Source organism: Wenzhouxiangella sp. XN201, assembly GCF_011008905.1.
Taxonomy (GTDB): Bacteria; Pseudomonadota; Gammaproteobacteria; order Xanthomonadales; family Wenzhouxiangellaceae; genus Wenzhouxiangella.
Map to the genome: position 1 here is coordinate 1,392,741 of NZ_JAAIVI010000017.1, position 25,136 is coordinate 1,417,876.

At 65.5% G+C, this 25,136-nt stretch carries 21 protein-coding genes; 14 read left to right on the top strand and 7 right to left on the bottom strand.

Features of this window, described 5'->3' with window-relative positions; all coding sequences use genetic code 11:
• Positions 1-18 precede the first annotated feature (18 nt).
• From smc to G4Y73_RS06785, 4 genes are all read left to right on the top strand, one after another.
• A complete protein-coding gene (gene smc / locus G4Y73_RS06770) occupies positions 19-3,504 on the top strand; it encodes a chromosome segregation protein SMC (RefSeq protein WP_164230713.1) in 3,486 nt (1,161 codons plus the stop codon).
• A 79-nt stretch (positions 3,505-3,583) separates the two neighbouring features.
• On the top strand, positions 3,584-4,306 hold the full coding sequence (gene zipA / locus G4Y73_RS06775) for a cell division protein ZipA (protein ID WP_164230715.1): 723 nt from the start codon (positions 3,584-3,586) through the stop codon (positions 4,304-4,306).
• Positions 4,303-6,327 (top strand): NAD-dependent DNA ligase LigA, encoded by a 2,025-nt coding sequence (ligA, locus tag G4Y73_RS06780; RefSeq protein ID WP_164230717.1) that lies wholly within the window; start codon positions 4,303-4,305, stop codon positions 6,325-6,327. Before zipA ends, ligA begins: the two co-directional genes overlap by 4 nt.
• A gap of 100 nt (positions 6,328-6,427) precedes the next feature.
• The gene (locus G4Y73_RS06785) at positions 6,428-6,868 is read left to right on the top strand and encodes a universal stress protein (protein WP_164230719.1); all 441 of its coding nucleotides are present in this window, start codon (positions 6,428-6,430) and stop codon (positions 6,866-6,868) included.
• Here the strand turns inward: G4Y73_RS06785 and G4Y73_RS06790 are convergent.
• Positions 6,865-10,323, bottom strand: a complete 3,459-nt coding sequence (locus G4Y73_RS06790) for an error-prone DNA polymerase (RefSeq protein WP_164230721.1) — start codon at positions 10,321-10,323, stop codon at positions 6,865-6,867. The two genes, G4Y73_RS06785 and G4Y73_RS06790, sit on opposite strands and share 4 nt — an antisense overlap.
• 79 nt (positions 10,324-10,402) lie before the next feature.
• Between G4Y73_RS06790 and G4Y73_RS06795 the strand changes: the two genes are divergently transcribed.
• The 7 genes from G4Y73_RS06795 to G4Y73_RS06825 all read left to right on the top strand — a co-directional run bounded on the left by G4Y73_RS06795 (position 10,403) and on the right by G4Y73_RS06825 (position 16,080).
• Positions 10,403-11,062, top strand: a complete 660-nt coding sequence (locus tag G4Y73_RS06795; protein WP_164230723.1) for a DNA lesion error-prone repair protein ImuA — start codon at positions 10,403-10,405, stop codon at positions 11,060-11,062.
• Positions 11,043-12,488, top strand: a complete 1,446-nt coding sequence (locus G4Y73_RS06800; protein ID WP_164230725.1) for a DNA polymerase Y family protein — start codon at positions 11,043-11,045, stop codon at positions 12,486-12,488. The genes G4Y73_RS06795 and G4Y73_RS06800 overlap by 20 nt, the downstream gene beginning before the upstream one ends.
• A gap of 124 nt (positions 12,489-12,612) precedes the next feature.
• Positions 12,613-13,092 carry an Hsp20 family protein gene (locus G4Y73_RS06805; protein WP_164230728.1) on the top strand — a complete coding sequence of 160 codons (480 nt, stop codon included), beginning with the start codon at positions 12,613-12,615 and terminating at the stop codon, positions 13,090-13,092.
• A 71-nt stretch (positions 13,093-13,163) separates the two neighbouring features.
• Complete coding sequence (locus tag G4Y73_RS06810; RefSeq protein ID WP_164230730.1) at positions 13,164-13,928, top strand: lysophospholipid acyltransferase family protein; 765 nt, start codon at positions 13,164-13,166, stop codon at positions 13,926-13,928.
• A complete protein-coding gene (locus tag G4Y73_RS06815) occupies positions 13,928-14,611 on the top strand; it encodes a rhomboid family intramembrane serine protease (RefSeq protein WP_164230732.1) in 684 nt (227 codons plus the stop codon). The genes G4Y73_RS06810 and G4Y73_RS06815 overlap by 1 nt, the downstream gene beginning before the upstream one ends.
• A 21-nt stretch (positions 14,612-14,632) precedes the next feature.
• Positions 14,633-15,193, top strand: a complete 561-nt coding sequence (locus G4Y73_RS06820) for an SRPBCC family protein (protein ID WP_164230734.1) — start codon at positions 14,633-14,635, stop codon at positions 15,191-15,193.
• 8 nt (positions 15,194-15,201) lie between these two features.
• Positions 15,202-16,080 carry a Rossmann-like and DUF2520 domain-containing protein gene (locus G4Y73_RS06825; protein WP_164230735.1) on the top strand — a complete coding sequence of 293 codons (879 nt, stop codon included), beginning with the start codon at positions 15,202-15,204 and terminating at the stop codon, positions 16,078-16,080.
• Here the strand turns inward: G4Y73_RS06825 and aat are convergent.
• Genes aat through trxB form a run of 3 tightly spaced genes read right to left on the bottom strand, consistent with a single transcriptional unit; the run spans position 16,067 to position 18,871 of the window.
• Positions 16,067-16,792 carry a leucyl/phenylalanyl-tRNA--protein transferase gene (aat, locus tag G4Y73_RS06830; protein WP_164230736.1) on the bottom strand — a complete coding sequence of 242 codons (726 nt, stop codon included), beginning with the start codon at positions 16,790-16,792 and terminating at the stop codon, positions 16,067-16,069. The two genes, G4Y73_RS06825 and aat, sit on opposite strands and share 14 nt — an antisense overlap.
• On the bottom strand, positions 16,789-17,934 hold the full coding sequence (locus G4Y73_RS06835) for a peptidogalycan biosysnthesis protein (RefSeq protein ID WP_164230737.1): 1,146 nt from the start codon (positions 17,932-17,934) through the stop codon (positions 16,789-16,791). The genes aat and G4Y73_RS06835 overlap by 4 nt, the downstream gene beginning before the upstream one ends.
• Positions 17,915-18,871 carry a thioredoxin-disulfide reductase gene (gene trxB, locus G4Y73_RS06840; RefSeq protein WP_164230739.1) on the bottom strand — a complete coding sequence of 319 codons (957 nt, stop codon included), beginning with the start codon at positions 18,869-18,871 and terminating at the stop codon, positions 17,915-17,917. The genes G4Y73_RS06835 and trxB overlap by 20 nt, the downstream gene beginning before the upstream one ends.
• Before the next feature lie 126 nt (positions 18,872-18,997).
• Between trxB and ald the strand changes: the two genes are divergently transcribed.
• The 3 genes from ald (at position 18,998) to lolA (ending at position 23,077) form a co-directional block, all read left to right on the top strand.
• Positions 18,998-20,059: an alanine dehydrogenase gene (gene ald / locus G4Y73_RS06845; RefSeq protein ID WP_164230741.1), complete on the top strand. Its 1,062-nt coding sequence runs from the start codon at positions 18,998-19,000 to the stop codon at positions 20,057-20,059.
• Positions 20,060-20,148: 89 nt separating this feature from the next.
• Positions 20,149-22,404: a DNA translocase FtsK gene (locus tag G4Y73_RS06850; protein WP_164231238.1), complete on the top strand. Its 2,256-nt coding sequence runs from the start codon at positions 20,149-20,151 to the stop codon at positions 22,402-22,404.
• A 67-nt stretch (positions 22,405-22,471) separates the two neighbouring features.
• Positions 22,472-23,077, top strand: a complete 606-nt coding sequence (gene lolA / locus G4Y73_RS06855; protein ID WP_164230743.1) for an outer membrane lipoprotein chaperone LolA — start codon at positions 22,472-22,474, stop codon at positions 23,075-23,077.
• On the opposite strand, the gene G4Y73_RS06860 is transcribed toward lolA, so the two are convergent.
• The 3 genes from G4Y73_RS06860 to tilS are packed head-to-tail and all read right to left on the bottom strand — an operon-like array spanning position 23,071 to position 25,132.
• Positions 23,071-23,553, bottom strand: a complete 483-nt coding sequence (locus tag G4Y73_RS06860) for a DUF4124 domain-containing protein (RefSeq protein ID WP_164230745.1) — start codon at positions 23,551-23,553, stop codon at positions 23,071-23,073. The two genes, lolA and G4Y73_RS06860, sit on opposite strands and share 7 nt — an antisense overlap.
• Positions 23,554-23,558: 5 nt before the next feature.
• On the bottom strand, positions 23,559-23,822 hold the full coding sequence (locus G4Y73_RS06865; protein WP_164230747.1) for an exodeoxyribonuclease VII small subunit: 264 nt from the start codon (positions 23,820-23,822) through the stop codon (positions 23,559-23,561).
• The gene (gene tilS, locus G4Y73_RS06870; protein WP_164230749.1) at positions 23,819-25,132 is read right to left on the bottom strand and encodes a tRNA lysidine(34) synthetase TilS; all 1,314 of its coding nucleotides are present in this window, start codon (positions 25,130-25,132) and stop codon (positions 23,819-23,821) included. The genes G4Y73_RS06865 and tilS overlap by 4 nt, the downstream gene beginning before the upstream one ends.
• Positions 25,133-25,136 lie beyond the last annotated feature (4 nt).

The window sequence follows — 25,136 nt, forward strand, 5'->3', positions numbered from 1 at the left end:
AAACGATACTCTGTCCTGATGCGACTCACCGCAATGAAACTGTCCGGCTTCAAGTCCTTTGTTGAGCCGACCTCGATCAAGTTTCCCTCCAACCTGATGGGCATCGTCGGGCCCAACGGCTGCGGCAAGTCCAACATCATCGATGCCGTTCGCTGGGTGATGGGCGAGAGCTCGGCCCGCCAGCTGCGCGGCGAGTCGATGAGCGACGTGATCTTTTCCGGCTCGAGCGCCCGCAAGCCGGTGGCGACCGCCACCGTCGAGCTGTTCTTCGACAATACCGATGGCCGCGCCGGCGGGGAGTATGCCGACTTCAACGAAATCTCGGTAAAGCGCCAGGTGACGCGCGACGGCCAGTCGATCTACTGGCTCAATGGCACCAAGTGTCGGCGCAAGGACATCACCAACCTGTTTCTGGGGACCGGCCTGGGCCCGCGCAGCTACGCCATCATCGAGCAGGGCATGATCTCGCAGATCGTCGAGGCCCGGCCCGAGGACCTGCGCGGCTTTCTCGAAGAGGCGGCCGGCATTTCGCGCTACAAGGAGCGCCGGCGCGAAACCGAGAACCGCATTCGCCATACACGCGAGAATCTCGAGCGCCTCGGTGACCTGCGCGAGGAAGTCGACAAGCACCTCGACAAGCTCAAGCGCCAGGCCAACGCGGCCGAGCGCTACAAGAAGCTCAAGGCCCGTTACCGTGGTGACGAGGCGCGCCTGATGGCGCTGCGCTGGCGCGAGCTCAATGCGCGTGCGCAAGGCGAGGAGAAGGCCTTGCGCGAGGTCGAAAATCGGCTGCAGGAAGCGCTGGCGCGCCAGCGCGGCGCCGAAAAGGAACTCGAGGACCTGCGCCAGGGCCAGCACGAGGCGCGTGATGCGGTCTCGAAGGTGCAGGGCGAGCTCTACGAGGTGGGTAGCGAGATCGCCCGCATCGAGCAGGACATCGAGCATCAGCGCCAGATTCGCAAGCGCCAGCAGTCGGAGTACGCCGAAACCGAGGGCCAGCTCAACGAACTCAAACAGCACCTGGTGCTCGACAAGGCGCAGGTCGAGGAAACCTCCCAATTGCTGGCCCGACTGGGGCCGGAACTGGAATCGGCACGCGAGGCCGAACGGCAGGCGCAGCAGGAAGTCGAGCGCATCGACCAGGGACTGGAAGACTGGCAGCAGCGCTGGCAGCAGCATCAGGAAGCCGCCGGCAATGCCTCGAGCGAGGCCGAACTGCTGCGCCAACGCATCGAGCACCTCGACGAGCGCATGAGCCAGGCGGCTGAGCGGCTCAAGGCGCTCGATGAAGACAGCGGCGATGCCGCCTTCGAGCGCCTCACCGGTGAAAAGCACAAGCTGGGTGAGCAAGTCGAGGGCAGCGAATCGAAACTCGCCGAGCAGCGCGAAGCGATTGCGGCGCGGCGCGAGCGCCTCGATGAGCTGCGATCGAACATCGAAAATCTGCGCAATGATCTCGAAACGGCGCGCGCCGAACGACACGAGCGCCAGGCCCGGCTCGAGTCACTGCGCCTGCTCAATCGCGGCGACGACCACGAGGGCGCCCTGGAAGACTGGCTGAGGCAGCGCGAACTCGATCCCGAGGCGCGCTTGCTCGGCGCGCTGGAAGTGGCCGACCGGCAGTGGAATCGCGCGGTCGAGACGGTGCTCGACAACTGGCTCAAGGCGGTGCGCGTCGACCGGATCGGCGATCATCTTGGCGCTGAGCTGCCGGCGGCGGGCTTGTGCCTGATCGAGTCCACGGAATCCGGGCAGCGTCCCGGCACGCTGGCCGAACAGGTCTCCGGCGCCGGGGCGGCAGCGGCCATCCTGTCGCGGGTGTACTGCGCGAGTGACCTCGAAGATGCCCGCCGCAGGCTGGGCGAACTTTCCGAGCACGAATCGGTGATCACGCCCGACGGCATCTGGATGGGCCGGGGCTGGCTGCGACAGCCGCGCCAGGCCAGCGATGAGGCCGGCCTGCTGCAGCGCGAGCAGGAGATCCGCGAACTTGGCGAATCCGTCAAGACCGATGCCGGGCGCATCGAGTCGATCGAACAGGAACTGGCCGAGTCACGCAAGGCGCATGAGGTGCTTGAATCGGAACTTGCCGGAGCCCGTGCCGAACTGGAGGCCGGTCAGCGTGAGCATGCGCGGCTGCAGGGGCAGCTCAGCAGCATCGATGCCCGCCTGGACAGTCTCGACAAGCAGCGCCGGGCAGCGCGCGAGGAAGTCGAGACACTCAAGGCCCGTCAGGCCGAAGACAAGCAGTCGGTCAGCGAGGCCCGCGGGCGCATGGAAGCGGCGCTCGAGCGCATGCAGGAAACCGAGTCGGGTCGCGAACCGTTGCAGGCCAAACGGCGGGAACTCGACGAGGCGCGCCAGCAGGCGCGAGCCCGCCTGGCCGAATCACGGGAAAAGCGAGAAGCACTCTCGATCAAGGTCGAGTCCAGCCGGGCCGGGCTGGAATCCCTGCGCCAGTCGATCGAACGCATGGACAACCAGGTCGGCCAGCTGCAGTCACGCTACCTGGAGTTGAGCGAGGCGCTGGCACGGGGCGATGAGCCGGTCGAGGCGCAGCAGAAGAAGCGCGACGAGCTGCTCGATCAGCGTCTCAAGATCGAGGAGCGCCTGCGCGAGGCGAGGACGCATCTCGAGTCCCTCGAGGCCCAGTGGCGCGAGCAGGACGAGATTCGCCAGGCTGCGGCCGGCGAGGCCGAACAGGTCCGGGCCGATCAGACCAGTGGCCAGCTGGCGCTGAAGGAAACCCAGCTCAAAGCCGAAACCATCGCCGGGCGCATCGCCGAACTGGATGCCGATCTCGATGCATTGCTCGAGGAGCTGCCCGAGGGTGCCGAGGCCCAGAAGTATCAGCGCGAGCTCGAATCGCTCGAGCAGAAGATTCGTCGTCTGGAGCCGGTCAACCTGGCCGCCATCGAGGAGTTCGAGACCGAGTCCGAGCGCAAGGAATACCTCGACCGTCAGCACCAGGACCTGTTCGATGCCCTGGAAACGCTGGAGAAGGCCATCGACCGCATCGACCGCGATACGCGCACCCGCTTCCGCGAGACCTTCGAGCAGGTCAACAAGAACATGGAAACCCTGTTTCCGCGCCTGTTCGGCGGCGGTCACGGCTATCTCGAGATGGTCGGCGATGACTGGCTGTCGGCCGGCGTGGCTATCCTGGCGCGCCCGCCGGGCAAGCGCATCGCGCGCATTCACCTGCTTTCTGGCGGGGAGAAGGCGCTCACCGCGGTAGCCTTCGTGTTCGCGATCTTCAACCTGAACCCGGCGCCGTTCTGCCTGCTCGATGAGGTCGACGCACCGCTCGACGACGCCAACGTCGGTCGCTTCTCCGACATGGTGCGCGAGATGTCCGAGCAGGTGCAGTTCCTGGTCGTGACCCACAACAAGGTCACCATGGAAGTCGCGCACCAGATGCTCGGCGTAACCATGCGTGAACCCGGCGTATCCAGGCTGGTATCGGTGGATCTCGATCGGGCCGTCGCCCTGGCCGAAGCTTGATCACCCGGTTCGGGAGGCGGCGTGCACGCATGCCGTTCGGTTACACTCTGTGCAACCGCAAACTGCAAGGTCTGACGACGTGGACAACCTGCGCCTGATCCTGATTCTGATCGGCCTGGCGGTGCTGGCGCTGATCGTGCTGCTGCATCGGCCGGCTGGCGAGTCGAAGCGCAATCACGCGCGCTGGCGAGGCGCCCGCCGAGAGCCCACCCTGGGCGAGGTCGACGAGTCCGTTCCGGATCGGTCCGACAGTCACGGAGCGGATGTCGCCGGCGCTGAAAATGCCGCGCTGTGGCCGAATGTTGGCGGCGCTGAAACCGATGAGGACAATGCCGGTCACCTGGCTGGCGACGGCGCGGGCATTCATGAACAGCCCGACAAGATTGTCTATCTCTACATCTGCCGTCGCGGAGACAAGCGCATCAGTGGGTCCGAGCTGCTCGATGCGGCGATCAAGGCCGGCCTGAACTTCGGTGATATGAATATCTTCCACCGCCTCCACGAGGGCGAGAGCAGGCCGGTCTTTTCGATGGCCAATCTCACGCCACCGGGGCACTTTGATCCCGCGGCCTGGAACGTCTTCGATACGCCTGGCGTGACCCTGTTCCTGACCCTGCCGGCACCGGTCAGCGCCCTGGACGCCTGGGACGCCATGCTGGCCACCGCCGAGCGCATCAGCAAGCTGCTTGAAGCCGATGTGCTCGACGACGGCAAATGCCTGCTCACGCGGCAGCGCATTGCCCAGATCCGCGAGGAAATGCGCGAGTACGATCGCCGCTCGGGCATGATCAAGCCTGCATGAGCGATCGGCAAGCGGCGGCCCGGCAGCGCATCGAGCAGCTGCGCGGCTCGCTCCGCGAGCACAACTACCGCTACTACGTGCTCGACGATCCGGTCATTTCCGATGCGGAATACGATCGCCTGTTGCGAGATCTGGAGGCGCTCGAGCGCGAGCATCCCGAACTGGTCACGGCCGATTCCCCCACCCAGCGCGTTGGTGCCGAACCCGCCGAAGGCTTCGAGACGGTCGCGCATCGCATTCCCATGCTTTCCCTGGGCAATGCCTTCAGCGCGGATGAAGTCCGCGAGTTCGACCGGAGGGTGCGTGACACGCTCGATATCGAAACGGTCGACTACAGTGCTGAACCCAAGCTCGACGGCGTCGCCATCGCCCTGCGCTACGAGTCCGGCAAGCTGGTGCTGGCGGCAACCCGCGGCGACGGTCGCCGCGGCGAGGACGTGACCGCCAACGTGCGCACGATCAGGGCGGTGCCGCTGAGGCTGCGTGGCGATCGGCTTCCCGACGTGCTCGAGGTGCGCGGCGAGATCTTCATGACGCGTTCGGGCTTCGCCGAACTCAATCAACGTCTGGCCGATGCCGGCGACAAGACCTTCGTCAATCCGCGCAACGCCGCTTCGGGCAGCCTGCGCCAGCTCGATTCGGCCATCACGGCAAACCGGCCGCTACATTTTTTCTGCTACCAGGCTGCTGACGCCGAGGATTTGCCCGAGCGTCACTCGGAAATACTGGCCTTGCTGCGCGAGTTCGGTTTCCCGGTCAGCCCGGAGGCGCGCACCGTGCAGGGTCTGGATGGACTGATCGAATACTACGAGTGGATCGGCCAACGCCGGGACCAGCTCGATTACGACATTGACGGCGTGGTCTACAAGGTCGACGATCTTGATCAGCAGCAGGAGCTCGGCTTCGTCTCGCGGGCGCCGCGCTGGGCGCTGGCGCACAAGTTTCCGGCCCAGGAAGAGGTGACGCGGCTGAAGTCGATCGAGGTCCAGGTCGGGCGCACCGGCGCGCTTACGCCGGTGGCACGGCTCGAGCCGGTATTCGTCGGCGGTGTGACGGTCACCAACGCCACGCTGCACAATGCCGACGAGGTGCGTCGCAAGGATGTGCGGCCCGGCGACTACGTCGTGGTACGGCGCGCCGGCGATGTCATTCCCGAGATCGTGCGCTCGATCCCCGAGCGGCGCGAAAAGGAACTGCCCGAGTGGCACATGCCCGAGACCTGCCCGGAGTGCGGCTCGGCGGTGGAGCAGGTCGAGGGCGAAGCGGCTGCCCGCTGCACCGGCGGCCTGGTGTGTCCCGCCCAGCGTCGGCGGGCGCTCGAGCATTTTGTCTCACGTGCGGCCATGGACATCGATGGCCTGGGCGAAAAGGTCATCGCGCAGCTGGTCGAGCAGGACCTGGTGCACAGCCCGGCCGACCTGTTCCTGCTCGACCGCGACACCCTGGCTGGCCTGGAGCGGATGGGCGAGAAATCGGCCGACAACCTGATCCAGTCGCTAGAGAACAGCAAGCGGGTCACGCTCGGCCAGTTGCTGTTCGCGCTCGGCATCCGCGAGGTCGGGGCGGTCACCGCCCAGGCCCTGGCGCGGCATTTCGGCACGCTCGATGCCCTGGCCCAGGCCTCGGTGGAAGATCTCGAGGCCGTGCGCGATGTCGGTCCGGTGGTGGCGCGCCATGTACACGCTTTTTTCGAGGAGGCGCACAACCGCGAAGTCATCGACAAACTGCTGGCCGCCGGCGTTGAGTACGAGCCGGAAAAAGCCGCGGCGGCAGCGGGAGAACGGCCGCTTGATGGTTGCACCTACGTGCTAACCGGTAGCTTGTCCTCGCTGACCCGCTCGCAGGCCAAGCAGCGGCTCGAGGCCCTGGGTGCGCGTGTGACCGGCAGCGTGTCGAAGAACACCACGGCCGTGATTGCCGGCGACAATCCCGGGTCCAAGCTTGATCGGGCCCGCGAGCTCGGCGTCGAGTTGCTCGACGAGGCGGCTCTGGAAAGCTTGCTGGAATCCCACCAGGGCTGAAATTGTTTCAGGTCAATAAGCGGCAGCGAGAGATTGCTAGAGTATGTGATATCGGGTGTTTTAACCCGCAAGCTGATGCATGATTCGAGGAGATGGAGCGATGACTGATCCGATCAAGGAAATCCTGGTGCCGGTCGACGGTTCGGAGAACGCCAACCGGGCCGTGCGGTTCGCCGCTACCATGGCCGAGCGCCTGGATGTACCGATGCGCCTGTTCTATGTGTTTCCTGCGGCTTCGGTCGAGATCATCGGCATGGCCGGCATGTCACGCGACGATATCGATCAGGCTGCCCAGACCGCGGCGCAGCGTGCCTTCGATGCCACCCGGGAGGCACTTGGTGATGCCGCTCCCAAGGCACTCGACGAAGACACCTCGATCGGCGATCCGGCGGAGGAGATCGTACGCTTCACCGAGGATGATCCCGGCGTGATGGTCATCATGGGTCGCCGCGGCCTGTCGCGCATGAAGTCTCTGGTGCTGGGCAGTGTCAGCGACAAGGTCAGCCGCCACGCCAAGAGTCCCGTCACGATCATTACCTAACAAAAATCCCGCGAGCGACTGTCGAGTTCGGCCAGCCAGTCATCGAGGCAGTCGATACGTTCCGCCACCAGGTGGCACACGCCCTCGACGTTCTGCAGCTTGCCGTGCACGCGCAGGATGCGGCCACCGAGCACCTCGCGGCGATAGCGTTCGAGCAGCTTCGGCCAGACCACCACGTTGATGATCCCGGTCTCGTCCTCCAGCGACAGGAAGACCACACCCGAGGCCGTGCCCGGGCGCTGGCGGTGCGTGACCAGGCCGGCCGCCGACAGGCGGCGTCCGTCGGCCTGTTGCGGTAATTCATTGGCCCGAAGGGTCTGCCGTCCCAGCCGGCGGCGCAGCAGTTTCAGCGGATGCCGTTCCAGGCTGAGCCCCAGGCTGGCATAGTCATCGATCAACTCGCTGCGGGCATCGGGCAGGGTGAGTTGCACCGGTTTGTCGTGGATTTCGGTACCGGCCAGCAGATCCCCCTGGCGTCGCGCCCCCAGCGCGGCCCAGCGGGCACGGTGCCGGTGCCCGGCCAGCCCCTTGAGCGCGCCGGCATCGGCGAGTTTTCGCAAAGCGGCCCGGTCCAGCCCGGCCCGCTCGGTCAGCTCGTCGACATCGCGGAAGGGAGATTCCGATCGCGCATGCGCGATCCGTTCGGCGACGTCTTCGCGAAATCCCTTGATCATGCGAAAACCCAACCGGACCGCCGGTTGGGTTGTTTGCTGGTTTGCTGGTTTGCTGGTTGGCTGGTTTTGGTCATTCGAACATTCGAATTTCGAATTTGTTTGTGATTTGGTATTTGGTGCTTGGTGCTTTCCTGTAAGGGTGCAATCCCAGTCGCTATAGCGCACATCCACCGGCAACACCCGCACGCCATGGCGTTTCACGTCGTTGATGATCTGCGCCGGCGCATAGAAGCCCATCGGCTGGCTGTTGAGCAATGCGCAGGCAAAGGCGGCCGGGTGGTGGCATTTGAGCCAGGACGAGACGTAGGTCAGCAGGGCGAAGCTGGCCGCATGCGATTCGGGAAAGCCGTATTCACCGAAACCACAGATCTGCCGGTAGATGCGTTCGGCGAATTCGTCGGAGTAGCCGCGTTCGCCCATGCCCTCGAGCAGCCGTTCGCGAAATGGCTCCAGCCCGCCGCGCCGACGCCAGGCCGCCATCGCCCGGCGGAGCTGGTCGGCTTCGCCGGCGCTGAAGCCGGCCGCGACCATGGCGATCTGCATCACCTGTTCCTGGAAGATCGGCACGCCCAGGGTGCGTTCAAGCACGGTTTTCAGTTCCGGGCTGGGGTAGGCCACGGCATCAGGGTTCCGCCGACGTTCGAGATAAGGGTGGACCATATCGCCCTGGATCGGACCGGGCCGCACGATCGCCACCTCGATGACCAGGTCGTAGAAACAGCGCGGCTTGAGTCGCGGCAGCATCGCCATCTGCGCCCGCGACTCGACCTGGAAGACCCCCACCGCATCGCCGCGGCAGAGCATGTCGTAGGTTTGGGCGTCTTCACGGGGAATGGCTGCCAGCGTCAGCTTGCGCGGCTTCGTTGGTTCCTCGGGTGGTTCTTTCGTTCGCTGGTTGGCTGGTTCGCTGGTTGGCTGGTTTTGAACATTCGAATTTCGGTCATTCGAATTTGTTTGTAATTTGGTGCTTGGAATTTGGTGCTTGCTGTTCACCAGCTCCATTGCTTTCCGGATCACCGTCAACATCCCCAGCGCCAGGCAGTCGACCTTGAGCAGGCCGAGCGTTTCGAGGTCGTCCTTGTCCCACTGGATGATGGTGCGATCGGCCATGGCGGCGTTTTCCACCGGCACCAGTTCGTACAGCGGTGTATCCGATATGACCATGCCGCCGACATGCTGGGAGAGATGGCGCGGAAAGCCGATCAGGCGGTCGGTCAGTTCGAGCAAGTGTTTCGTCAGCGCCGCGTCCGGATCGAGGCCGTTTTCACGCAGCCGCTCGGGCCAGACTTCGGGTTGGTCCCACCAGGCCAGCGAGGCGGTCAGGCGGTTGATGCGTTCGGGCTCGAAGCCCAGCGCGCGGCCGACATCCTGCATGGCGCTGCGCGGGCGGTAGCAGATTACCGTCGCGGCCAGGGCGGCGCGTTCGCGGCCGTATTTTTCGTAAACGTACTGCAGCACTTCTTCGCGTCGCTCGTGCTCGAAGTCGACGTCGATGTCCGGTGGCTCGTTGCGCTCCTTCGACAAAAAGCGCTCGAACAGCAGCTGCTGTTTCGACGGATCGACCTCGGTCACGCCCAGGCAGTAGCACACCGCCGAGTTGGCCGCCGAGCCGCGGCCCTGGCAGAGAATGCCGCGCGAGCGGGCGAAGACCACCAGGTCATGCACGGTCAGGAAGAAGGCTTCCACGCCCATGGCCTCGATCAGGGCCAGTTCGCGCGAGAGCAGGGCCTGAACCGTCTCCGGAACGGTCTTGCCGTAGCGTTTCCGGGCGCCTTCCAGGGTGAGCTGGCGCAAATGCTGGATGGGGCTGAGCGGCTGCGGCACCAGCTCGCGCGGATAGCGGTAGTTCAGTTCGTCGAGCGAGAAAGCGCAGCGTTCAGCCAGTCTCAGGGTTTCGCTCAGCCATTCGCCCGGATACAGCTTCGCCAGGACTTCGCGGCCGCGCAGATGCTGCTCGCCGCTGGCGGCCAGGGCCAGGCCGCACTCGGCCACCGGCCGCCCCATGCGCAGGGCCGTGAACACATCCAGCAGCGGCTTGTCCTCACGCACTGCCAGGCGTACGTCGCCGCAGGCCAGACGCGGGATGCCGTGACGCTCGCCCAGCCGCTCGAGTTCGCGCAACCATTCACGCTCGCCGGGGACGAGCAGGCGGCTCGCGCCCAGCCACAGGCGATTGCCGAAACGCTGTTTGAGCCAGGCGGCAAGAGTTTCGTTGGCTGGTTCGCTGGTTGGCTGGTTCGCTCGTTCTGTCGTCCCGGAAATCGCGAAGCGGTTATCCGGGATCTCGCACCTGGTGGCATCTCTCATCCATGCCGTGCCGCCGTCGAACGTGCGAGGTCCCGGCTCTTCGGCCGGGACGACAGGATTTGGGGAGCTCTTCCCCGTTTGTCGGGCCGGTTTCCAGATCACCAGCACGTTCTCGAGGCCCTCGTCCAGGTCTGTGACCTCGAGCCGGTACTCACCCTTGCCGGCACGTCGCCGGGCGCGGGTAATCAGGCGGCAGATCTGTGCATAGGCGGCCCGGTCGGGCGCCAGCAACACCAGGTGGAGGCTGTCAAGATGGAACTCGCTGCCGATGATCAGATGAACCCCGTGTTCCCGCACCGCCTCGTGGGCGCGTACCACCCCGGCCATCGAGCACTCGTCGGTGATCGCCAGGGCCGCATAGCCGCGCTCGGCGGCACGCCGGACCAGGGCTTGTGGCTGCGCGGCCGAGCGCCGGAAGCTGAAGGCACTCAGCGCATGCAGTTCGGCGTATCCGGGTGGGGGCGAGGCGGGCATGACGGACTCCGATGATTCGCGGATTTTGAGAAACTATAAATTTATATAGTATCCTGATCCACCCATACGGAGTCTTTCAATGTGGGCTCAGGTCCAGCTCGAAAAGCTGCTCGATCAACGCTCCGATCTCTGGCGGGGACGGGCACGCAGGTCCTTCCCGGCTGTGTCCACCGGTCTGGACTGGCTCGACCGCGGGCTGCCCGGCGGTTGGCCGCTGGGCCGGCTGACCGAGTTTCTGCCGCGCGTGAGCGGCTGCGGCGAACTGGGCCTGCTGCTGCCGCTGCTGGCCCGCTGCACACAGCGGGAACAGCCGGTGGTGCTGGCCGGGCCGATGCTGGTGCCCGGGCCACAGGCCCTGATCAAGGCGGGTGTGGTGCTCGAGCACCTGGTGGTGGTGCGCGAGGTCCGTGAGGTGTTGTGGGCGGCCGAGCAGTGCCTGAAAAGCGGCTTGTGCGGTAGCGTGGTGGTCTGGCCGCCGGCCGGCCGGGTGGGGGAGCGGGTCGTGCGTCGCCTGCAACTGGCTTCCGAGCAGAGCCCGGGACCGGCTTTCGTGATCTATCGCCCCGGGCAGTCGCCACCGGCGTCGGTTTCGGCCCTGCGCCTGGGCCTGGGTCCCGGGCCCGAGGTCGAGGTCCTGCGCAGTCCGGCCGGCCTGGTCGAGTCGAGGCGACTGTCCCCGGTGTTTGAATCCGTCATCGAACTATCGCGCTACCGAGAGCATGTCCGCTCGGCCCGGTGAACTGTGGTTGGGGCTGCACTGCCCGCAGTTGCCCCTGCTGGCGGCCTGGCAGTGTGATCCGGAACCGCCCGGGCTGTACGCCGTGCACGGCTATCGGCGTGGCCGCCACGTGATTCTGCAGGCCAGCACGGCGGCGCAGCGCGCCGGGGTGGCGCCGGGCCAGCCGCTGAGCACGGCGCTGGCGATCGCGCCGGCGCTTGCCAGCCGGCCGCGCCATTCGCGAGCCGAGCGTGCCTTGATCGAGCAACTGGCGCTGGGTGCCTGGCGGGTCAGCAGCCATGTGGTGCAGGCCCCACCCGACAGCGTGGTACTGGAAATTGCCGGTAGCCGGCGCCTCTACGGCGGCCTGCGGCCGCTGGTCGAAACCCTCTGCGCACAGCTTGAACACGAGGGTCTGCCGGTGCGGGTCGGTTCGGCGCCGGTGGCGGCCACGGCCCGGCTGTTTGCCCGTCACGGTCTGCATGCCGCCAGCCCGGGCACCATGCGCGAGAAACTGGCGGACCTGTCCCTGGACGCACTGGCCCTGGATGAGGAACAGGCACATGCCCTGGCGGGTTGCGGCCTGAAATCCGTGGCCGATCTGCTGCGCTTGCCGAAGCCTGAGCGGGCGCGGCGCTTCGGGTCGGAGCTGAACCGGCGCCTGGCCTGCCTGGAAGGGCGATCACCCACGCCGCTGGCCGCCTGGCAGCCGCCGGAGACATTCCGGCTGCGGCTGGAACTGCCGGCGGCCAGCAGCGACAGTTCGGCCCTGTTGTTCGTGCTGCGCCGCGCCGTGGCCCGCATGGCGCACTGGCTGGACGTTCGCGATCAGGCGCTCACACGCCTGCATGTTGCACTCAGGCGTGAGGATGGCGGCGGCAGCGTGCCGCTTCAGGTGGGCTTGTCGCGTCCGGGTATGGATCAGGCTCGCTTGCTGGAACTGCTCGCCCTCAAGCTCGAGAAACTCGAGCTGCCGGGGGCGGTGGAAGCCGTCGAACTGCATGCCGAGAGTACCGATGAGCACCGCCCGCCGCAGGCCGACCTGTGGAGCGGCAACAACCGTGGCGATGCCTGGCCGGCGCTGCTGGATCGATTGCAGGCGCGCGTGGGTGAGGGCGGTCTGGCTGGTCTGGCCGTGCGGCCCGATCATCGTCCCGAAAGAGCCTGGCGCTGGGTCGCGCCGGGAACCCCGGTGCGCTGCGAGGACGAGCGGCCGCGGCCAACCTGGCTCTTGCCCGAGCCGCGCTCCTGCCGGCGCGAGCAGCTGTGCCTGGAAGAGGGGCCGGAACGGATCGAGGCCGGCTGGTGGGACGGCGTGGAATGCCGGCGCGATTACTTCATCGCCCGCGACCGTCAAGGCCGCCGCCTGTGGGTTTTCCACGAGCACGCCGGCGAGGGCGGCTGGTTCATCCAGGGGGTCTTCGACGACATCGCGTCGACGTCTTGAAAGCGGGCGCGGCGAGCCACATTTATATCGACGAGATCGCCGCAAGGGGTCTCATCACGCCCGGCCTGATACAGGCGGGCAGTTGTCAACCCAATACCGATTGCTTCATAAGGAGGATACGGTTATGAACACATTCGATCTTTCACCCCTGTACCGCACGGCCATTGGCTTTGATCGCCTGGCCGACATGCTTTCGAACGCGCAACGCGTCGATACCAACGGTTATCCGCCCTACAACATCGAGTCGCTGGGCGAGGACCGCTACCGCATCACCATGGCGGTGGCCGGTTTCGGCCGTGACGAACTCGACATCGTCTCCGAGCAGAACACACTGACGGTTTCCGGCAACAAGAACGAGCCTTCCGAGGCCGACGAAGGAGACCGCGAGTTCCTCTATCGGGGCATTGCCAATCGCAGCTTCGAGCGCCGTTTCCAGCTCGCCGATCATGTCAAGGTGGCCGGCGCCGACCTGGAGAACGGGCTGCTGCACATTGAACTGCAGCGCGAATTGCCCGAACGGATGAAGCCGCGCAAGATCGAGATCGGTAGCGGCGAGAGCCATGTGATCGAGGGTCGCGAGGAGAAGTCCGCCGAGGCGGCCTGACTCGTTTCCTTCCAACATCAGCCAACGTACAGGGGCGCCTTCGGGCGCCCCGTTTTGTGTAGCATGACGGCATGACCGTATCGCGCTCCCCGCAGCCGGCCTGGCTCAACCTCTATCCGCTTTACCAGTGGCTCGTCTACGTGCCGCTGGCGGCGGTGACCACACTGGTCGGGGCGCTGCTGTCGGTGCCGCTGGCATTGCTGGTTTCGCCGCGCCTGGCCAATCTGTATGTCGCCGTGCCCTGGGGCCGGATCCTGTCGTGGCTGGTGCCGGTCCGGGTCGAGGTCGAGGGCATGGAGCATGTCGACCGGAACCAGTCCTACGTGGTCGTGGCCAACCATCAGAGTCAGTTCGATATTCCGGTGGTTTATGGCTGGATCGGCCTGGACCTGCGCTGGGTGGCCAAGGCCGAACTGAGCCGTATTCCCTTCGTGGCGGCCGGCTGTCGGGCCATCGGTCATGTCTTTATCGATCGCTCGGATCCCGATCAGGCCCGCAACGCGATCAACCGTGCCGTCGGACACCTCAAGCCGGGAACCGGCCTGATGTTTTTCGCCGAGGGCACTCGCAGTCGCAGTGGCGCGCTGCTGCCCTTCAAGAAAGGCGCTTTCCGCGTTGCTATTGAGAAGCAGCTTCCGGTGCTGCCGGTGACGGTGATCGGATCACGCGATATCCTGCCGGCCGGCAGCCTGCGCATCCGACCCGGGCGGGTGCGACTGGTGGTTCATCAGCCGATCGATACGCAGGGCATGAATGCGAAAGATCTCGGCGACCTGCGCCGAAGTGCCCAGGCGCAGATTGCCGAGGCTTTGGTGCGAACCGGTCCCGCTACCTGATGCATCTGGAGCGACCCGATCCGGCCTACACCGCCTCGAAGCGGGCCCGACGCAATTTCGGTCTGGCCGTGCGCCTGACCGCCGGGTTCGTCGCCGTGATCTGGGCGGTGTTTCTGCTCGACCTGCTCGCCGGTCTCGACCTGGCCCGCTTCGGGTTGCGGCCACGTGAAGCCGCAGGGCTTCTCGGACTGGTCACGACGCCGCTGCTGCACGCCAATCTGGCACACATCGCCTCGAACACCTTTCCGCTCTTTGTCGGCGGGGTGGCGATGCTGTTTCTCTATCCCAATTCAGCGCTGAAGGCGTTGCCGATGATCTATGTCGGCAGCGCGGCCCTGGCCTGGCTGATCGCTCGATCGAGCCTGCATATCGGCGCCAGTGGACTGGTCTACGGTATCCTGGCCTATGTGTTCGTGGCGGGCGTTCTGCGGCGTGATCTGCGTTCGGTCGGGGTGTCGCTGCTGATCTGGTTTCTTTACGGTTCTCTGCTCTGGGGCGTGCTGCCGCTCGAATCGGGTGTCAGCTGGGAACTGCACGCCTGCGGAGCCATCATCGGAATCGTGCTGGCGATCGTCTTTCGGCACCAGGATCTGCCGCCGATGAAGCGCTACGATTGGGAAGACGAGTTTCCCGACGAGGCCAACGACCTGGATGACAATCGTTTCGGAGACCGCTGGCCCTGAGGCAAGAGGAGAACCCGTGAAATGGTGAGAAAGCTGTTCGGCATCCTGCTGGCAATGATCGTGGTCCTGATCGTCATTGGCTTCATGTTGCCCACGACCCTCGTGGTCGAGCGCTCGCGCGTGATCGATCGATCGCCCGAAGTCCTGTTCGAGGTCCTGAGTGATCTGCACCATTTCACGCAATGGGCCCCCTGGCTGGTACGCAACCCGGATATGGACTGGCGCCTCGAAGGCCCGGATAGCGGCGTGGGCGCGACGCTGGTGTGGCGGGAAACGCCGGAATCCGGCGAGAGCCGACTACGGATCGTCGGCACGACACCGCCCGAGCGCGTCGAACTGATACTCGAGATGGCCGATACCGAGTTCGATAACTGGTTTCATGTCACGCCGGATGAAGGCGGTCAGCGAGTCAGCTGGGGCATGCGGGCACAGTTCGGTGCCCTCGACCTGGTCGGGCGATACGTTGGCCTGATCCTGCCCGGGCTGATCGGCAAGGACTACCGGGAAGGGCTCGAGCGCCTGGAAGATTACCTCGAACAATCGCCCGGTGGCGCGCCGCAACTGCCGGCCTCGCGCGACTGAGCATGGGCGTGCCGGCGCTCCATGTCATCGGCTGCGGCCGCGCGGGACGCGCCATTGCACGGCGGCTCATTGCCACCGGCCGCGTGCGTCCGGGCCTGGTCATCAATCGCACGCTTGAAAGCGCGGCCGATGCGGTCGCATTCATTGGCGGCGGCGAGCCGGCAACGGCTTCCGACGAGCGCCTGGCCGGAGGCTGGCTGATGCTGGGCCTGCCCGATGGTGTGCTGGCAAGCAAGATCCACTCGCTGTCACAACGCTTGCCGGTTCGGCCGGCGCTGGCCTTTCATCTTTCCGGGGCCCTGCCGGCCGATGTGCTCTCGCCCCTGGAGGTGCCGGTCGCGAGCGTGCACCCGGTACGTGCCTTTGCCGATCCGCGGTTTGCCGTCGAGCACTTCGAGCGGACCTGGTGCGTGGCGGAAGGGGAAAGGGAAGCGCTCGACTGCCTGCAGCCGGTGTTCGAGGCCGCCGGCGCGCGCTGGTTGAGCTTCGCTTCGACGCACAAGGGCGCCTGGCATGCCGCCACCGTTGCGGCCAGCAACTTCCTGGTGACGACCCAGGCCTTGGCGCGGGAGCTGGCCGTCCTGGCCGGCCTGCCGGAGGCACAGGCGGCCGAAGTGCTGAGCGATCTGCAGCAGGGCACGCTCGAATCCGTACGCGCAAGTGATCCCGTTCGTGCCCTGACCGGGCCGATCGAGCGCAGCGATTTCACGGCCTGCCGACGCGTGGTTGATGCATTGGACAGGCTGCCCGCACAGCAGCGCCAACTGTTCGGCGCACTTGCTCTGGCGACGCTTGACCTGGCCGTGGTCAAGCGCGGCGCGCGCGAGACCGACGCGGACCTGCGCAAGCTGCTTCGGGATCTGGCAGGACGACCTACCAACGACTGAAGTCGACGTCGCCGATGGCCGAGCGCCAGTCTGCGACCGGCGCCGGCTGGTGCGTTCCCCGGGCGAGGGCGGCCTGGAATACCTCGCCGGAGAGCAGGGTGACGCCCAGCCGTTCCAGGTGTGGATTCCACAACTGGCAGTCGCACAGCAGAAATTCCCAGGTCTCGAGCGCGCGCATCAGCGCGGCGAGTGCGAACTTTGAAGCATCGCGCCGGCGGTGGAACTTGGATTCGGCGAAGAAGATGCGCCCGATTGCGACGCCGTAGAGACCGCCGATCAGCTCGTCGTCCTCGGTGTGGATCTCGATACTGTGGGCGTGGCCGAGCCGATGCAGTTCGATGTAGGCCTGCTGCATGTCGCTGGTGATCCAGGTCCCGTCCTGGTCGTGACGCGGTCCGGCGCAGGCGGCGATGACAGCCTCGAAGCAACTGTCGGCGCTGACATGAAACCGGCCCTGACGCAGGCTGCGCCGCAGCCGCCGGGAGATGTGCATGCCCCCGGGCAGCATCACGGCCCGCGGCGCGGGCGACCACCACAGGATCGGGCCGGACGCCTCGTACCAGGGAAAGATGCCCTTTCGGTAGGCCTTGAGCAGGCGGCCTGGATGAAGGTCCCCACCCCAGGCCAGCAGGCCGTCCTCGCGCGGATCGGCGAGCGGATCCGGAAAGGGGCTGTCGGGTGCATCGCCCAGTCGCGGAACGGGTCCGTTCATCCTTCGCTCCGATAGGGGTCGAGCTGCTCAAGTTGCTCGCGGCGCTGCTCGAGCCAGGCTCCTTCGCTTTCCAGCCAGCGCCTGATGCCCTCGCGCAGGCCGCGATGGCGGATGTAGTGGAAGGAGCGGGTCTTGTGCGGCAGAAAACCGCGCCGGATCTTGTGCTCGCCCTGGGCGCCGGGCTCGAACCATTCCAGGCCCTCGGTAATGCAGTAGTCGATGCCCTGGTAGTAGCAGGTTTCGAAATGAACATCGCGGGTCTCGACCAGGCTGCCCCAGTAGCGACCGTACAGCCGCTTTTCGTCACGCCAATACACCGCGCAGGCGAGGTCCTTGCCGTCGTGTTCGGCGATGCAGACCAGGAACTGATCACCGAAGCTGGTCGCAGCACGTTCGAAGAACTCCCGGTTGAGCGAGGGCAGGTTGCCGTACAGGGCAAAGGTGACCTGGTAGCAGCGCTCGACCAGATCGAGCTCGGCCTCACTCAGTGTGCTGCCGTCGCGCCAGCGAAAGTGCCAGCCATCGGCATGCACGCGATGGCGCTCGGCGCGGATGTTCTTGCGTGGCTTGTGGCGCAGCCGGGCGAGGAAATCATCGAAGTCTTGGTAGCCCGTATTATGCCAGTGGTACTGCCAGTCGAAACGCTCGAGCCAGCCGGCCTCGCGCAGCACCCCGGTGTCGTTCTCGTCGCAGTAATTGACGCCGGCCGACCAGAGATCGAGCGTCTCGACCAGGCTTTCCATGCGCCTGACCAGCCGCAGTGCAGCCTGCGGATGACGATCACTGCCGAGCAGGCGCGGACCGGTGACCGGGGTGAAGGGCGCGGCGACCAGCAGCTTGGGATACCACGGCATTCCGGCCTGCTGTGAGGCGTGGGCCCAGGCGAAGTCGAAAACGAATTCGCCGTGGGAGTGCTCCTTGAGCCAGGCCGGTGCGGCACAGAGGATTTCATCGGCTTCCGTCTCGACCAGGGCCAGGGGCCGCCAGCCGCTGTTGGCACCCGTACATCCGGCGCTCTCGACGCTGGCGAGGAAGCGCCAGTCGACGAATGGCCCGGTGGCGCACAGGCCGTTCCAGGCCGACTCGTCGATGTGCGAGAACGGCTTCTCGAGTGTCGGCGATTCAGTCCTGTTGCTCGTCAAGATAGCGTTCTGCATCCAGCGCGGCCATGCAGCCGAAGCCGGCCGAGGTCACCGCCTGGCGGTAGATGTGGTCGGCGACATCGCCGGCGGCGAATACGCCCGGGACCGAAGTGGCCGTGGCCATGCCTTCCTGGCCGGTCCGGATGTGAATGTAGCCATTGGTCATGTCGAGTTGGTCGGCAAAGATCTTGGTGTTGGGATCGTGGCCGATGGCGATGAAGACACCGTCGAGGTCGATCTCGCTGGTCTCGCCGCCTTGTACCTGTTTGATGCGCATGCCGGTCACGCCGTCATCGTCGCCCAGTACCTCGTCGAGGACGTGGTTCCAGCGAAACTCGACCTTGCCTTCGGATTCCTTCTGGAACAGGCGATCCTGCAGGATCTTTTCGGCCCTGAGCTCGTCGCGGCGGTGGACGAGGGTCACCTTGCTGGCGATGTTGGCCAGATACAGTGCTTCTTCGACGGCCGTGTTGCCGCCGCCGATGACGGCGACCGGCTTTTCGCGGTAGAAGAACCCGTCGCAGGTCGCGCAGGCCGACACGCCCCGGCCCTTGAAGGCATCTTCCGAGGGCAGGCCGAGATAGCGGGCCGATGCGCCCGTGGCGATGATCAGGGCGTCGCAGGTGTAGACGCCGCTGTCGCCCTCGAGCCGGAAGGGCTGCTGTAGCAGGTCGGCCGTGTGGATGTGATCGAAAATGATCTGGGTGTCGAAGGCTTCGGCGTGCGCCCCCATTTGCTGCATCAGTGCCGGCCCCTGCAGGTCGGGATAGCTGCCGGGCCAGTTTTCCACGTCGGTGGTTGTGGTCAGCTGGCCGCCCTGTTCGATGCCTGTGATCAGGGCCGGTTGCAGGTTGGCGCGCGCCGCGTAGATGGCCGCGGTGTAGCCGGCGGGGCCGGAACCGAGGATCAGCAGGCGGAAATGTCGGGGGTCGGACATGTATAATTTCTCCGTTTCGGGCCGGGCGCTTCAAAGGCAATGACTTGTGGTCGCCCGCACACTAATCCAAGGCGGGCCGGTCGACGATCGGTCCTTTTATTTTGGCAGCTTTGAAGGAGCACGAGGATGCGAATCGGAATTCCCCGCGAGATCAAGACCCTGGAAGGTCGGGTGGCACTGGTCCCTGCAGCCTGCGGAGATCTTGTGCGCGCAGGACACGAGGTCTTGATTCAATCGGGAGCCGGCGACAAGAGCGGTTTTTCCGACGACGATTTCCGCCAGGCCGGGGTGGATGTCCTGCCCGATGCCGAAGCCCTCTACGGCAAGGCCGAGCTGGTGGTCAAGGTCAAGGAACCGATCGACGGAGACCTCGACCACCTGCGCTCCGACCACCTGCTGTTCTGTTACCTGCACCTGGCCGCCGAGCCGAAACTGACCGATCGCCTGCTCGACATCGGCCTGACCGGCGTGGCTTTCGAAACGGTCGAGGACAGCGATGGCTCGCTGCCCCTGCTGGCTCCGATGAGCAATATCGCCGGTCGGATCGGGGTCCAGGTCGGTACCCATCTGCTACACCAGCCCGAAGGCGGGCGCGGCGTACTGCTTGGTGGTCTTCCTGCAGCCGATCGCGGGCATGTCGTGGTGCTCGGCGCCGGTGCGGCTGGTGGCAACTCGGCGCGCCTGGCGGCTGCCTCCGGCGCTCGTGTGACGGTCTTCGACAAGCGTCAGGACCGCCTGGCCGAAATGATGGCCATCGGCCCCAATGTGACGGCACTTTATCCCTATGTCGAGACCGTGGCCGAGTTCGTGTCCAAGGCTGACCTGGTCATCGGCGCGGTGCTGGTCACCGGCGCCAGGGCGCCGCACGTGATTACCCGCGAGATGATCTCGTCGATGAACGAAGGGGCGGTGGTGGTCGACATCTCGGTCGATCAGGGCGGCTGCGTCGAGACCACGCGACCGACCACCTATGCCGACCCGACCTACCAGGTTGATGGCGTGACGCATTTTGCCGTCACCAACATGCCCGGCGCGGTGCCGCGCACATCCAGTCAGGCATTGTCGGCGGCCATTCTGCCCTATGTGCAGCATATGGCGCGCCCGGACTGGCTCCAGGTCGAGGCCCTCGCCAAGGGCGTGAACGTGCGCGACGGCGAACTTGTACACCCGGCCCTTAAGCAAGCATAATCAACAAATTGGATCTCAAACCTGATGCAGGATCATAGGTGACCCAGCGCACGAGGAAGAAGGAACCGGTCGACGAGTCCGCGCTGGCGATGAAGCGGCGCCTGTCCGAGGCCCTGTTCCTGCTGATCCTGGTCGCGGCCGTCTATCTCCTGCTTTGTCTGCTCAGTCACGACCCGGGCGATCCGGGCTGGTCGCGCGCGGCCGCCGAAGACGGCGTCAACAATCTCGGCGGCGCATTCGGCGCATGGCTGGCCGATTTGTTCCTGGCCCTGTTCGGCTACATGGCTTACGCCGCGCCGCTACTGATCGGATTTGCCGGGTTTCGCGTGCTCAGTGAGCGCGCTGAACCGGCCGGACTGGCTGAATGGTCGGTGCGTACCGGCGGCCTGCTGCTGGCCGTGTTGACCGGGTGCATGCTGCTGGCGATGCAATCAGCTGGTGAAGCGGACGGTCCCGGCGGGGGCGTGATCGGCGATGTGCTGGCCGGACCGATGGTCGGTTCGCTGGGCCTGACCGGCGGTGTCTTGATCAGTCTGAGCATATTCCTGGCCGGTATCACCCTGTTTACCGGGCTGTCCTGGATCGACGCGGTCGACCGCACCGGTCGCGCCGCGCTGGCTGGCGCGACCTGGGCCATTGATCGCGTGGTGCAGGCACGCGACTGGTTTGCCGGTCGGCGTGCCCGCGCCGAGCGCGAGGAGGTCCGCAAGCGGGACTCGATCCGACGCAAGTCGCGCAAGGAAGTCCGGATTGAACCGCGCGTCGAACTGGAAGCCAACAAACCAGGGGAGAAGAAGGTCCGCCAGCAGCCGCTGTTCAAGAATCTTTCGCCGGGCGACCTGCCGCCGTTGGAGTTGCTCGATGAGCCGCCGGCCAAGCGCGCCGGCTATTCCGAGGACGCGCTCAAGGCCATGAGCCGCCAGGTCGAGCTCAAGCTGGCCGACTTCGGCGTCGAGGTCGAGGTCGTGGCCGTCCATCCCGGACCGGTGATTACCCGTTTCGAACTGCAGCCGGCACCCGGTGTGAAGGGCGCGCAAATTTCCAATCTGTCCAAGGACCTGGCCCGGGGATTGAGCGTGATCTCGGTGCGTGTGGTCGACGTGATCCCGGGCAAGAGCGTGATTGGCCTGGAGATTCCCAACCAGAACCGGGAGATCGTCTACCTGCGCGAGATTCTGGCTTCGGAAGCCTACGCCAGGGCTGGCTCACCGCTGACCCTGGGTCTGGGCAAGAGCATTTCCGGCAAGCCGATGGTGGCCGACCTGGCGCGCATGCCCCATCTGCTGGTGGCCGGGACCACCGGCTCGGGCAAGTCGGTGGCGATCAACGCCATGATCCTGAGCCTGCTTTACAAGTCCACGCCCGATCAGGTGCGCCTGATCATGATCGATCCGAAGATGCTCGAACTATCGGTCTACGAGGGCATCCAGCATCTGCTGACGCCGGTGGTCATCGACATGAAGGAGGCGGCCAACGCGCTCAGATGGTGCGTGGCCGAAATGGAGCGACGCTACAAGCTGATGGCCTCGGTCGGCGTGCGCAACCTGGCCGGTTACAACCGCAAGGTGGCCGAGGCGGCAAGCAAGGGCCAGCCCATCCCCGACCCGCTGGTCGATCCCTCTGGCCTGGCCGAGGGTGAAGAACCGCCAGCGCTCGAGAAATTGCCCTACATCGTGGTCGTGGTCGACGAGTTCGCTGACATGATGATGATTGTCGGCAAGAAGATCGAGCAGCTCATCGCGCGCCTGGCGCAGAAGGCGAGGGCCTCGGGCATTCACCTGATTCTGGCCACGCAGCGGCCTTCGGTGGACGTGATCACCGGCCTGATCAAGGCCAACATCCCCACACGCATGGCCTTTCAGGTGTCCTCGCGCGTTGATTCGCGCACCATTCTCGATCAGCAAGGCGCGGAACAGTTGCTGGGTCATGGCGACATGCTCTACCTGCCGCCCGGCTCGGGCCTGCCCGAGCGCATTCACGGCGCCTTCGTGGATGATCACGAAGTCCACGCCGTGGTCGAATCGCTCAAACAACAGGGTGAGCCCGATTACCTCGAGGAGGTGCTGGCGGAGACCCAGACCACGACTGATGGCCAGCAGATCGGCGCCACCGGGTTCCCGGAAGCCGGGAGCGGGGATTCCGACGACGAGCTCTACGACAAGGCCGTGGCTTACGTGGTCGAAAGCCGCCGGGCTTCGATCTCCGGCGTCCAGCGGCAGCTGCGCATCGGCTACAACCGGGCCGCGCGGCTGATCGAGGACATGGAGTCGCAGGGCGTCGTCAGCCCACCCGAGCACAACGGCCAGCGCGAGGTGCTGGCACCCAAGCCGCCGCCGCGTGACTGAGTCAGTCGCGGTTCAGCACGGTTGAAGCACACTCGCAGGCTCAAGGCTCCACAGGAGAATTCGCGACATGATGATGGACTGGCTGGCAGCCCTTTTACTGACGATTTCATCCACTGGTGCGTCTGCCGAAAATGGACGCGCACAGCTTGACGCCTTCGCCGAAGGCCTGGAGACCTTGTCCGGGCGCTTCGAGCAAGTCACGGTCGATGCCGGTGGCTCGGTCACGGAAGAATCCTCCGGCGAACTGTACTTTTCGCGTCCCGACCACTTTCGCTGGAACTACGATGAGCCCTTCCCGCAGGAGATCGTGGCCGATGGCGAGCAGTTGTGGCACTACGACGAATCGCTCGAGCAGGTGACGGTGCGCGAGCAGCCGGCTGCGAACGAATCCCCGCTACTGGTATTGATGCGGCCGGAATTGCTCGAGCGCTTCTACCGCGTGACGGCCAGCGATGCCACAGGGTTCGATTTCGTACCGCTCGACGACAACGCCGAAATCGAACGGGGCCGCCTGGAATTCCAGGATCGGCAGCCAGCCGTGCTTGAACTGATCGACAGCTTCGGCCAGACCACTCGCCTGCGCTTGTTCGATCTCGATCGCAACCCGGAACTTTCGGCAGACCTGTTCCAATTCTCGGTGCCCGAAGGTGTTGACCTGCTCGAGGGCTATTGACGCCGCTGATCGAACCGGCTCGATGGCTCCCAGCGCTCGCGGTTGCGGGTGCCCAGGATGGGACCGCTGAGCGCGGAGTAACGCTGATCCGGCGCCTTCACCGGCGTGGGCCCGGTACCGGGATTGGGTCGTCCATGACGATGGTCCCGGAACGGGATCAGGATCGTCTGCACCGGCTGCTGGCCGATTTCGGCGGATTCGTCGGTCCGCGATGCGGCCGCGGCAGATTGCCGCCGGGTCGCCCGGCGCTCACGCAGGGCCTCGATGTACCGGCGATTGGCTTCAGCAATTTTTGCCAGATCTTCGTCAGCGGGAACCAGGCTGATCCCTCGTACAATGCTGTGGCGCACTGCCTCGCTGTTGCAGGGTCGATCGGAAAACTCGATCACTCCGTCGGCCTCGCAACGGTAGACTTCCCCGAGCACGGGTGAACACAGTCCGAGCAGCATCCAGGCGATCAGTATGCGGCAGGTCACGGCTTTCAGTTCTGGGGTGTGTCGAAGTCCGTCACGGAGTCTTCGTCCTCGGGATTGGTCAACACCTCGACCGACTGTCGAGCCTGGTCGAGCAACTGGTGGCAACGCTTTGAAAGCGTCACGCCCCGCTTGAAGCGGTCGAGAGAATCGGCCAGGCTCAACTCTCCGGATTCCAGCGCTTCGACCAGCCCTTCCAGTTCCTCCAGCGAGGATTCGAAATCCTGCGGCTCGGCATCACCGGCCTTTGCTGTTTGCTTCTTGTTGCTCATGCCTTCGATTCTACCGCAGCATCCGTCACGTCGCTGTTGTCGCGACGCCAGACCAGGCGTTGGCCGCGTCGTTCCAGCTCGGCCGCGAAGTCGGCTTCGAGCCAGCGATCACCCACGGCCACCAGTCGGTCCCCGCTGCGAATACGCGGCCAGGCGTTGCGTTGCCAGGGCGGCACATCGGCCTCGACCAGTAGCTGCTTGACCGGTCGGCTCGGCCCCTGACCCGGGCGCAACCGTTCACCGGGCCGGCCTGATGTGACACTCAATTGCAGGGGCGGGCCCGACGGACCGGCCAGCACCAGCCGCCCCAGGTCGCCAGGCAGTTCGAGGGGCCCGGCACCGTCCCAGGTCAGAAGCCAGTCATCAGGAATCCCGGATACGTCTACCGCCCATAATTGCTGTCGCCAGAGGCGAATGCAGTGGTGCTGCCAGCGCAATTCGGGTACCCGGTCCGCATCGGCCTCGGCCAGTTGCCCAGCAAAAGCTTCCAGCTGTCGTCCCGGTGGCGGCGTCCATCCCAATCGCAGGCACCAGCGGCGAAGGATTTCTCCCCGGTACCAGTCGTCGTCTCCTGCCAGTCGATCGAGCCGGAGGGAGCAGTTCCCGTCGAGTGCCTGTTCGAGATCGATCGATGTGCGATCGGCGATGAAGCGAGCGGCGCCCCGGCACAGGCGCGCCGAGCGCAGAATGGCCTCGTCGGCCCCGGGCCAGCGCTCGCGAATGAGCGGCAGCAATCGGTGACGGACCTGATTACGATCGAAGTCCGGAAGATCGTTGGCAGGGTCCCGGATCGAATCGAGGCCGCGTTCGGCCAGGAAGGCTTCGATCTCCGATCGGGTCCAGTCGAGCAATGGCCGGATCAACCAGCCGCCGGCAAATGCGCGTTGCTGCGGAATGCCGGACAGGCCTTCCGGTCCGGCCCCGCGCAGCAGTCGCAACAGGATGGTTTCGACCTGGTCATCGGCGTGGTGGGCGGTGACCAACACGTCACCCGGCTCCATCCGCCCGGCCAGGGCCACATAGCGGGCGTGTCGGGCCGCGGCCTCGACGCCGTCGCCGGGTTCGACTTCGATCGACAGCACGTCGCAGGTCGTGCCCGCCTGTCCGGCCAGTTCTGCAGCGCGCCTCGCCCGCGCAGAGCTGCCGCTGTCGAGACCGTGATCGATGTGAACACAGTGCAGGCGCTCGCGGCCGTATCGCTCGAGCAGGGCGTGCAGCAGGCAGACCGAATCGGGACCGCCGCTGAAGGCGACGATGACGTCGCCCGCTTCGGGCAGGGAATGGAGCGGAGGTGGGCGTCTGGCCGTCATGGCC

What these genes read in the sequence shown, in the direction of transcription:
- G4Y73_RS06850 (WP_164231238.1), top strand. Translation starts at nt 20,149, where the DNA reads ATGAAGCGGCGCCTGTCCGAGGCCCTGTTCCTGCTGATCCTGGTCGCG.
- trxB (WP_164230739.1), bottom strand. Translation starts at nt 18,871, where the DNA reads ATGTCCGACCCCCGACATTTCCGCCTGCTGATCCTCGGTTCCGGCCCC.
- G4Y73_RS06795 (WP_164230723.1), top strand. Translation starts at nt 10,403, where the DNA reads ATGTGGGCTCAGGTCCAGCTCGAAAAGCTGCTCGATCAACGCTCCGAT.
- G4Y73_RS06820 (WP_164230734.1), top strand. Translation starts at nt 14,633, where the DNA reads ATGGTGAGAAAGCTGTTCGGCATCCTGCTGGCAATGATCGTGGTCCTG.
- tilS (WP_164230749.1), bottom strand. Translation starts at nt 25,132, where the DNA reads ATGACGGCCAGACGCCCACCTCCGCTCCATTCCCTGCCCGAAGCGGGC.
- G4Y73_RS06865 (WP_164230747.1), bottom strand. Translation starts at nt 23,822, where the DNA reads ATGAGCAACAAGAAGCAAACAGCAAAGGCCGGTGATGCCGAGCCGCAG.
- lolA (WP_164230743.1), top strand. Translation starts at nt 22,472, where the DNA reads ATGATGATGGACTGGCTGGCAGCCCTTTTACTGACGATTTCATCCACT.
- G4Y73_RS06790 (WP_164230721.1), bottom strand. Translation starts at nt 10,323, where the DNA reads ATGCCCGCCTCGCCCCCACCCGGATACGCCGAACTGCATGCGCTGAGT.
- G4Y73_RS06785 (WP_164230719.1), top strand. Translation starts at nt 6,428, where the DNA reads ATGACTGATCCGATCAAGGAAATCCTGGTGCCGGTCGACGGTTCGGAG.
- ald (WP_164230741.1), top strand. Translation starts at nt 18,998, where the DNA reads ATGCGAATCGGAATTCCCCGCGAGATCAAGACCCTGGAAGGTCGGGTG.
- G4Y73_RS06800 (WP_164230725.1), top strand. Translation starts at nt 11,043, where the DNA reads ATGTCCGCTCGGCCCGGTGAACTGTGGTTGGGGCTGCACTGCCCGCAG.
- G4Y73_RS06810 (WP_164230730.1), top strand. Translation starts at nt 13,164, where the DNA reads ATGACCGTATCGCGCTCCCCGCAGCCGGCCTGGCTCAACCTCTATCCG.
- G4Y73_RS06805 (WP_164230728.1), top strand. Translation starts at nt 12,613, where the DNA reads ATGAACACATTCGATCTTTCACCCCTGTACCGCACGGCCATTGGCTTT.
- ligA (WP_164230717.1), top strand. Translation starts at nt 4,303, where the DNA reads ATGAGCGATCGGCAAGCGGCGGCCCGGCAGCGCATCGAGCAGCTGCGC.
- smc (WP_164230713.1), top strand. Translation starts at nt 19, where the DNA reads ATGCGACTCACCGCAATGAAACTGTCCGGCTTCAAGTCCTTTGTTGAG.
- G4Y73_RS06815 (WP_164230732.1), top strand. Translation starts at nt 13,928, where the DNA reads ATGCATCTGGAGCGACCCGATCCGGCCTACACCGCCTCGAAGCGGGCC.
- aat (WP_164230736.1), bottom strand. Translation starts at nt 16,792, where the DNA reads ATGAACGGACCCGTTCCGCGACTGGGCGATGCACCCGACAGCCCCTTT.